The 7,654-nt window shown below is 35.9% G+C and carries 6 protein-coding genes and 5 tRNA genes; 2 read left to right on the top strand and 9 right to left on the bottom strand.

The annotated features are described in order from the left end of the window. Positions 1-82: 82 nt before the first annotated feature. On the bottom strand, positions 83-1,243 hold the full coding sequence (locus RWR88_RS08155) for a hydroxymethylglutaryl-CoA synthase (protein ID WP_314451733.1): 1,161 nt from the start codon (positions 1,241-1,243) through the stop codon (positions 83-85). A gap of 204 nt (positions 1,244-1,447) precedes the next feature. Here RWR88_RS08155 and RWR88_RS08150 point away from each other — a divergent pair, with 204 nt between their 5' ends. Continuing rightward, on the top strand, positions 1,448-2,638 hold the full coding sequence (locus RWR88_RS08150) for an acetyl-CoA C-acetyltransferase (RefSeq protein WP_314451731.1): 1,191 nt from the start codon (positions 1,448-1,450) through the stop codon (positions 2,636-2,638). 23 nt (positions 2,639-2,661) lie between these two features. Here RWR88_RS08150 and RWR88_RS08145 read toward each other — a convergent pair whose 3' ends face one another. Both RWR88_RS08145 and RWR88_RS08140 read right to left on the bottom strand, forming a co-directional pair. Next, positions 2,662-3,951: an Mbeg1-like protein gene (locus tag RWR88_RS08145; RefSeq protein ID WP_314451729.1), complete on the bottom strand. Its 1,290-nt coding sequence runs from the start codon at positions 3,949-3,951 to the stop codon at positions 2,662-2,664. A 153-nt stretch (positions 3,952-4,104) separates the two neighbouring features. After that, positions 4,105-4,872, bottom strand: a complete 768-nt coding sequence (locus RWR88_RS08140) for an excalibur calcium-binding domain-containing protein (protein ID WP_314349992.1) — start codon at positions 4,870-4,872, stop codon at positions 4,105-4,107. A 133-nt stretch (positions 4,873-5,005) separates the two neighbouring features. Between RWR88_RS08140 and RWR88_RS08135 the strand changes: the two genes are divergently transcribed. After that, positions 5,006-6,493, top strand: a complete 1,488-nt coding sequence (locus tag RWR88_RS08135; protein WP_314451728.1) for a DUF1846 domain-containing protein — start codon at positions 5,006-5,008, stop codon at positions 6,491-6,493. A gap of 50 nt (positions 6,494-6,543) precedes the next feature. Here RWR88_RS08135 and pcp read toward each other — a convergent pair whose 3' ends face one another. The 6 genes from pcp to RWR88_RS08105 form a co-directional block, all read right to left on the bottom strand. Continuing rightward, positions 6,544-7,191, bottom strand: a complete 648-nt coding sequence (pcp, locus tag RWR88_RS08130; protein ID WP_314451727.1) for a pyroglutamyl-peptidase I — start codon at positions 7,189-7,191, stop codon at positions 6,544-6,546. Between the two features lie 57 nt (positions 7,192-7,248). Beyond that, positions 7,249-7,320, bottom strand: a tRNA-Glu gene (locus RWR88_RS08125). Positions 7,321-7,334: 14 nt separating this feature from the next. Next, positions 7,335-7,405, bottom strand: a tRNA-Gly gene (locus RWR88_RS08120). 11 nt (positions 7,406-7,416) lie between these two features. Further along, a tRNA-Asp gene (locus RWR88_RS08115) sits at positions 7,417-7,489 on the bottom strand. A 13-nt stretch (positions 7,490-7,502) separates the two neighbouring features. Then, positions 7,503-7,575, bottom strand: a tRNA-Val gene (locus tag RWR88_RS08110). A gap of 5 nt (positions 7,576-7,580) precedes the next feature. Beyond that, positions 7,581-7,652: transfer RNA gene (locus RWR88_RS08105), tRNA-Glu, on the bottom strand. Positions 7,653-7,654 lie beyond the last annotated feature (2 nt).

The following is a 7,654-nucleotide window of genomic DNA, read 5'->3' as shown; positions in this document are numbered from 1 at the left end:
AAAGAGACGACTTAAGTCGTCTCAAAAAAAGTCTAACTTTTTGGGGTCACTTCAATTGAAGTCAAGTCCTTTCATGTACAATTTATTGTTTTTGATATTGTCTTTGATGTTGGTGAACTCCTGAAAGAATAAATGGACTTGCATCTTCCACTTGGAAAGTTTGTTCGCCACTTTCATCCACCATTTGACTAAATAATAATTCATATTCTGCAACGGTTACTTGTTTACGAGTATCCAATAATTGTTGATGAGCTTCTACTCGTAATTGTTTTTCAAATCCTTCTACTAATTCTCCAACAAAGAATTCTCCAACTGCTCCTGACCCATAACTAAAGAATCCAATACGATCTCCTGCAACTAATACAGAACTTGTTTCAATTAAAGAAATAAAACTTAAAAATAATGATCCTGTATAAATATTCCCAACATGACGATTATAAACTGTACTTTCTTGATAACGTGTCATTAATCGTTCTTGTTCTTCTTCCGGTAATGGTTCTAAAAATGGTTTAAATGCTTTTAATCCCATTTTCGTATAAGGTAAGTGGAAGCAAATCGCTTCTAAATCTGCAAAAGTAGCACCAGTTTGTGTTGCATAATCATTCCACACTTCTGCAAAGAAACGGATGTATTGTTCATTTGAGAATTTTCCATCTACCATTGGATAGGCTTCATAATTCGGACGCCAAAAATCCATTACATCATCTGTAAATAAGCTAGTTTCATCTTCTAAACGAAGTAAACGAGGTTCAGCTGAAACAATCATCGCTACTGCACCAGCTCCTTGTGTTGGTTCCCCTCCACTTTTCAAGCCGTATTTTGCAATATCACTTGCAATGACTAATACTTTTGATTCTGGATTCAAAGCGATATGCCCTTTTGCTAATTGTAATGCTGCAGTTGCTCCATAGCAGGCATGTTTTAATTCCACACTACGAACTCTATTCGATAAGCCTAATAATTTTTGAATATAGACTGCTGCAGATTTTGATTGATCAATTCCTGTTTCTGTTCCTACAAGAATCATATCAATCGCTTCTTTATCGGCTTCATCTAAAATTCCAATCGCTGCATTTGCTCCCATTGTGACAATATCTTGAGTCACAGGCGCTACTGCCATTGTACTTTGTCCAATTCCTACAGTATATTTTGCTGGTTCTACACCACGTTCTGCTGCTAAATCCTCCATGGATAATGCAAATGGAGGTGTATAAAATCCAATTTTATCAATTCCGATATTCATTTCTTACTCCCTTAATCTAATAAGTATCTATCCTAATAGTCTGCACGTACCATAGTAGCAAAAAATGACCAAAGCTACAACGATTATACCTACTGAAAGTCGTAATTTAAAAAAATCTTTAACTTTTTTATATAGTATTTTAATAGGTTTCTGCGCTACTTTCGATTACAATAGTAAAGTAAATGAAACCTTAAGGAGAATGATATGAATTCAAACGATATTGTTATTATTAGTGCTACAAGAACAGCCATTGGAAAATTTGGTGGACAATTTGCTTCTATCAGCGCTGTTGAATTAGGAACAGCCGTTGCAAAGTCTGCAATTGAAAAAGGGAAAGTAGATCCAACTTTAATCGACACAGTCATATTTGGACAAGTACTGCAAGCAGGACTCGGTCAAAATCCTGCCCGTCAAGTGGCGCTAAATTCAGGATTACCACATACTAGTACAGCTTTAACAGTAAATGAAGTTTGTGGTTCTGGATTAAAATCTATTTTATTAGCAGCTCAAGCCATTCGTCTAGGGGATGCAAAAATCGTATTAGCTGGTGGAATGGAAAATATGTCTTTAGCACCACATTTATTACAAAATCGATTTGCTACAAAAAATGGAAATTGTACCATGATTGATGCTTTATTCCATGATGGATTAACAGATGCTTTTTCAAATGAAGCTATGGGAATTACTGCTGAAAATCTTGTTGAAAAATATGGATTTACTCGTCAACAATTAGATGAATTTGCAGCTCAATCTCAACAAAAAGCTTACCAAGCACAACAAAATGGTGCTTTTGATAAAGAAATAACACCAATTGAAATCACGAATAAAAAAACGAAACAAATGCTTACTATCGATAAGGATGAAAGTATCCGTCCAAAAACAACAGTAGAATCTCTAAGTTCATTAAGACCTGCCTTTAAAAAAGATGGAATCGTAACAGCCGGAAATTCTTCAGGAATTAACGATGGAGCTGCTGCTTTAATTTTAACAACACGAGAAGTTGCTAATACTTTAAACTTACCAATCTTAGCTACTTTAACAGGATATGCTGAAGCAGGAGTCGACCCTTCTATTATGGGAATTGGACCAGTTCCTGCCATTGAAAAACTAATTCAAAGAACTCATATCCCATTAGACCGAGTAGATTTATTTGAATTAAACGAAGCTTTTGCTGCTCAAAGTTTAGCAGTCATTAAAGATTTAAAAATTAATCCTGAAAAAGTCAATGTTCACGGCGGTGCAATTGCATTAGGACATCCAATTGGGGCTTCAGGAGCTCGTATAGTTGTGACTTTAATTCACGCTTTAAAACAACGTCAATTACAAACAGGAATTGCCTCTCTATGCGTTGGTGGCGGAATGGGTGTAGCTTTAAGTTTAAAAATTGAACAATAACAACATACAAATAAGCCAAGCATCTACTCTGGATGCTTGGCTTGTTTCATTTCTAATTTCTTTTGTTTTTGTCGATTTTGGTAATAGTGACGAATTTCTTCATTTTCTTCTGTAGACTGATAAGTCACAGAAATTCTATGTTCTCCTGTCCAACTTTCGACTAATTCTTCTACACTTGGTAATGTTAAAGTAGGGAGTTCTACTAAAATGGATAAAGTATCTCTCCAAATTTCATAACGAATTTGGAATAATAAGCGTCCGACTCTTAGTAAGATTTCACGTTTTTCTGCATCCATTCGATAGGCTTTTTCGAAAAACTGTTGCATATACATTCTAAAATTATAATAGACATCATTAACCGTCTCTACGCCCATTTCAAAAAATAATTCAAAAAATGTATCAAAAAAGAGTTTTAAATCTTCATCCGAAACTACTTCTGTCCATTGTTTAAAAGTTTGATCCGTTAATTGGCTATTTCTCGTTAATTCGGTTAGTTCAACAAAATGATCTTCTTCAATATTCCACATTAAAGCACTATGCTGAGAAATCCCACTTCCCTGACTTTCAATAATATGATACGGAACTTGTGATTCTAACATTAAACCTACAATAGAATCTTGAGGAATATATCTTTTAGCTTTTGAAACGACTCTTTGATAGCCTTCTGTACCTAAAATTGAACGATGAACGCCTGGTGAATCCCAACAATAAATTTGCTCTATTCTATTTTGAACGGCTTCATCTTGCATTGCACTCGCATATAAAGAAAGATTTCCCCCTTTAGAATGTCCAGATACATTCAGTGTTCCAGAAAAGGTTTCTGCTTGTTTCTTTAAATACTCTATTGCATCCGTTTGAGCAGGAATCAAGTCTGAATAAGTCATCATAAAGTCTTCTTTCCAGCCTATTAATGTTTCATCTGTTCCTCTAAAAATAATCCAACGCTTATCTTCTTCCCATTGATAACAGACTGCTGCAAATTGTTTTGTTCGTTCATCATCAATATCATTCAAAAATCCAAATACTTTAATCTCTTTATAACGCTGACTTTTAGACACAACTTCTAGTAATTCAATTCTCTCAGAAGTAATCATAAATGGATTAAGTTCCTGTTGTTTTTCTTTAATTTGCTCAAATTCTTTTCCTAATTGTTCAAGAGAAATTGCCTCTGTTACATCACATGACTTAGGAACAATTTCATCAAATGGTAAATAAGCAATCTCTGTTAGAACTAAGACATCAACATCTGTAAGTGATTTATCTTCAAATGTTTGAGCTCCATATTGTTGAACATAAGTGATTAAATTTCCCATAAAAAGCTCCTTTCAGACTCTTGCATTCTTTTCAGTAGTGTACCACCTCACTTATAAAAATGCAAAATTAGAAGCCAAAAAAAGACTTTCTGTCGGAGAAAGTTTATGGAAATTTTTCACTCTTATGCCGACAGAATGTCTATTCATATTTCATTATTTATCTTGAATCCATTTTCCAGAGGCATCAACACGATAACCATCTGGTGTTTTCGTATTCACTAACATTGCGCCAGATGAACCTAAATAATAGTCTCCAACCCAACGATTTTCTTGCATTACGCCATCTGCATTGAAGTAATACCATGCATTACTAATTTCTTTCCAGTCTGTTTGCATTGCTCCACTATTGTCCATATAATACCAAGAACCGCTCACTTTTTGCCATGAAGTACGCATTGCACCATCCGTATTGAAATAATACCATGTACCATTTACTTTTTCCCAATTAGTGCTCATTACACCACTTCCATCAAAATAGTACCAAGTTCCGTTAATGTTTTTCCAATCAGTAACTGCACTATTATCTTGATAATAATACCAATTTCCACCATTTGATTGCCATCCTGATAAAGTGGATTCATTAGAAGCATTTGACGCAGAATTAGATGAAGCAGATTCATCCGAACCATTTGACGCAGAACTAGATGAAGAAGATGCTTGTTGTTTATTTAATGGTGTGCCATCAGCAGTTTGAGGGCGATATGCTCCTTTGGAACGACTAATTTCGCACGCTACTCCGTCATTGTCACGATCTAAATTGGCAGAATAACCATCTTCATCACGAGATATATTTCCATAACCTGCAGCCCAAGCTTCCTTACAACTATGGAAATGCACACGAGCTTCTACTTTTTGTTCTAATCCAAGAGCTAATAATGTAGCAGCTGTACCTAATACGACTAAACCTTTAACTTTTTTCATCTTATATCCTCCTTTACGATTACAAAATCAGTATATCACAAAATAAAACATGAACAAGAAATTTTTTTCTTCATTTTTTACGATGAGAGTGCTATACTATGGACTTGTAAATAGTGAAACGGGGGCGTTAAAAATGCAATTAGGATTTGATAGCGAAAAATACCTGGAAGAACAAAGTCAGTATATTTTAGAGCGAGTGAATAGTTATGACAAACTCTATCTAGAATTTGGTGGAAAACTCATTGGAGACTTCCATGCAATGAGAGTATTACCTGGATTCGATCCAGATGGAAAAGTCAAACTACTCTATCGACTTAGAAACCAAGCAGAAATTATCATTTGCGTATATGCAGGTGATATCGAACAAAATAAAGTGCGTGGAGATTTAGGCATTACTTATGATAGAGATGTCTTAAGAATGATTGATGATCTACATCATTGGGATTTGAAAATTAACAGTATCTTAATTACAAGATATACTGGTCAACCTGCTGCAACTCAATTCAAAAATATGTTAGAACGTAGAGGGATGACTGTTTATACTCACGGCCACACAGAAGGCTATCCAATGGATGTAGATACAATAGTCAGTGATGCTGGATACGGAGCTAATGCATATATTGAAACTACTCGTCCATTAGTTGTTGTAACAGCTCCTGGGGCTAATAGTGGAAAACTAGCGACTTGTTTAAGTCAGCTATATCATGAAACACAAAGAGGACGTTCAGCAGGCTATGCAAAATTCGAAACATTCCCTGTATGGAATTTACCATTGAACCATCCTGTTAACATTGCTTATGAAGCTGCAACAGCTGATTTAGAAGATGTTAATATGATTGATCCATATCATTTGGAAAAATACGGTATTACGACAGTTAACTACAATCGTGATATTGAAGCATTCCCTCTATTAAGAAGAATTTTAAGAAAAATTTACAAAGACCAAGAAATTCCTTATTACTCACCAACAGATATGGGAGTAAACCGTGTTGGCTTTGCCATTACAGACGATGCAGTCGTACAAGAAGCCTCAAAACAAGAAATAATTCGCAGATACTATCACTTACAATGCGATTACAAACGTGGCATTGGTACTTTAGAAACTGCTCAACGAGGAAAATATATTATGGATGAAATGGGGCTAACCCCTCAAGATCGTCCTGTTGTAGAAAAAGCTTTGAATAAAGCTAAAGATTCAAACACAGAAGTCGTTGCTATTGAATTACCAAATGGTAAAATGATTACTGGAAAACAAAGTGACACAATGACTGCAGGTGCCGCTTGCTTATTAAATGCGATTAAAGAATTAGCTGGTATTCAAAAAGATTTACACCTATTGCCACCCGTTATTCTAGAATCCATAACAAAATTGAGTCAAGAGGTCTTCCACCAACAAAAACGCTCTCTCGATAGTAAGGAAGTACTAATAGCTTTAAGTATGTCAGCTGTTACCAATCCATCAGCAGAAGCAGCTAAAAATCAATTAGTCTTTTTAAGAAATTTACAAGCGCATAGTACAGTGATTTTACAAAAAGCAGATGAAGAAATTTATCGTGATTTAGGAATTACCATTACTAGTGAACCATACTTTGCAGGAAATAGTTTCTATTATAGTCATTAAACACAAACAGGGTTGACGAAATATCCGTTCAACCCTGTTTTTTTTAGAAATTAATGAATCGCTCCACCAATTGTTTTTAAATCTTCTTTATCTTGATATTCAATAACCGTTTCAACACAAAGTGTTAAAGCTTCCACCATTTCTTCTAATTTCATAGAAGGATATTGATTCTTCTCTTTTACTTGTTCTGGTAAGAAAGGAACATGAATAAAACCAGCTTTTAATGATGGATGACTTTTAGAAGCATAATAAAGTACTTGATACATAATATGATTACATACAAAAGTACCGGCAGTATTTGAAACAGAAGCAGGCAACCCTGAAGCTGTCATTTTATCCACCATTGCTTTAATCGGCAACGTTGAAAAATACGCACTTTCCCCATCCTTTTGAATTGGAAAATCGATTGGTTGATTATTCTCATTATCTGCAATACGTGCATCGTCTACATTAATCGCAATACGTTCAGGTGTAATCCCTTGTCTTCCCCCAGCTTGTCCCACACAAATGACAACATCAGGATTGAAAATTTCGATTTCCTTTTTTAACACTTCAAATGATTTTTGAAATACCGTAGGAATTTGAATTCCTTTTATTTCGGTATCTTTTATTTTTTCTGGAATACGACGAACAACTTCCCAAGAAGGATTAATACTTTCTCCACCAAATGGATCAAAACCCGTTAATAAAATTTTCATCTAAACTATCTCCTCTATTTTAAAATACAAAAAAAGCACTCGTAAGAGTGCTAAGGATGACCCGTACGGGACTCGAACCCGTGTTACCGCCGTGAAAGGGCGGTGTCTTAACCGCTTGACCAACGGGCCTGTATTAAATTTAAAGCGGGTGACGAGAATCGAACTCGCGACAACAGCTTGGAAGGCTGTAGTTTTACCACTAAACTACACCCGCATATTATAAAACGGTCCCGACGGGAATCGAACCCGCGATCTCCTGCGTGACAGGCAGGCATGTTAACCCCTACACCACGGAACCATATTTTTGGGAATGGAGGTTAACGGGATCGAACCGCTGACCCCCTGCTTGTAAGGCAGGTGCTCTCCCAGCTGAGCTAAACCTCCATTTATGACCCGTACGGGACTCGAACCCGTGTTACCGCCGTGAAAGGGCGGTGTCTTAACCGCTTGACCAACGGGCCTG

It is taken from the genome of uncultured Granulicatella sp., assembly GCF_963528195.1.
Taxonomy (GTDB): Bacteria; Bacillota; Bacilli; order Lactobacillales; family Aerococcaceae; genus Granulicatella.
This window is presented reverse-complemented; position numbering and strand designations above follow the sequence as displayed.

What these genes read in the sequence shown, in the direction of transcription:
- RWR88_RS08155 (WP_314451733.1), bottom strand. Translation starts at nt 1,243, where the DNA reads ATGAATATCGGAATTGATAAAATTGGATTTTATACACCTCCATTTGCA.
- RWR88_RS08150 (WP_314451731.1), top strand. Translation starts at nt 1,448, where the DNA reads ATGAATTCAAACGATATTGTTATTATTAGTGCTACAAGAACAGCCATT.
- RWR88_RS08145 (WP_314451729.1), bottom strand. Translation starts at nt 3,951, where the DNA reads ATGGGAAATTTAATCACTTATGTTCAACAATATGGAGCTCAAACATTT.
- RWR88_RS08140 (WP_314349992.1), bottom strand. Translation starts at nt 4,872, where the DNA reads ATGAAAAAAGTTAAAGGTTTAGTCGTATTAGGTACAGCTGCTACATTA.
- RWR88_RS08135 (WP_314451728.1), top strand. Translation starts at nt 5,006, where the DNA reads ATGCAATTAGGATTTGATAGCGAAAAATACCTGGAAGAACAAAGTCAG.
- pcp (WP_314451727.1), bottom strand. Translation starts at nt 7,191, where the DNA reads ATGAAAATTTTATTAACGGGTTTTGATCCATTTGGTGGAGAAAGTATT.